Genomic DNA, 860 nt, shown 5'->3' with positions numbered 1-860 from the left:
GACTAGGGTCAGGACTCGTTCTCGCTTCATAGCCAGAACATGACGGTTGCGGCGAGGGCGATGGCTGAGAGGAAGACCTTCGGGCATCTGTCGTAACGGGTTGCGACCCGTCGCCAGTCCTTCAGCCGCCCGAACATAATCTCGATCCGGTTGCGGCGTTTGTAGCGGCGCTTGTCATACTTGACGGGTTTTCCACGGGACTTCCGTCCCGGTATGCAGGGCTTTATCCCCTTGTCTTTCAACGCATCTCTGAACCAATCGGCATCATAGCCACAGTCGCCCAGCAGCCATTCTGCCGCCGGCAAGCTGCCCAACAGGGCCGCAGCACCGCTGTAGTCGCTCACCTGACCTGCAGTCATGAAGAACCGGATCGGCCGCCCATCAGCGTCGGTGACGGCGTGCAGTTTGGTGTTCATGCCGCCTTTGGTGCGACCGATCAGGCGGCCCCTCTGGTCGCCGGGCCCCCTTTTTTCGCCCGCAGGCTGGAGGCCGTGCGATGCGCCTTCAGATAGGTCGCGTCGATCATCACCGTCTTCGGAACGGCCGCCTCGGAGGCCAGGCCTTCCATCATCCGGGCGAAGACGCCTTTCTCGCCCCAGCGCTTCCAACGATTGTAGAGGGTCTTCGGTGGACCATACTCCTTGGGCGCATCGCACCACCGCAAGCCATTGCGATTGATGAAGATAATGCCGCTGAGAACCCGCCGGTCATCGACGCGAGGCTTACCGTGGCTCTTGGGGAAAAACGGCCGAAGGCGAGCCATCTGCGCATCCGTCAGCCAGAAAAGGTTGCTCATGATCCAGTCTCCTTGCGGAGCCTGAATCATGCCGCGCAGCTGAAATCAATGGGTCCTAACCCTA

General features: G+C 60.7%; 1 protein-coding gene. It reads right to left on the bottom strand.

Translation table 11 applies throughout. The features are described from left to right. Positions 1-26: 26 nt before the first annotated feature. Positions 27-796, bottom strand: a protein-coding gene (locus D1012_RS21895; protein ID WP_233517241.1) for an IS5-like element ISPak1 family transposase whose coding sequence is annotated in 2 segments (ribosomal slippage) — positions 27-460 and positions 460-796 — 771 coding nt in all. Because the reading frame shifts where the segments join, the coding sequence is not laid out codon by codon here. Between the last annotated feature and the right edge of the window lie 64 nt (positions 797-860).

Source organism: Pseudotabrizicola alkalilacus, from assembly GCF_003443995.1.
Lineage (GTDB): Bacteria > Pseudomonadota > Alphaproteobacteria > Rhodobacterales > Rhodobacteraceae > Pseudotabrizicola > Pseudotabrizicola alkalilacus.
This window is presented reverse-complemented; position numbering and strand designations above follow the sequence as displayed.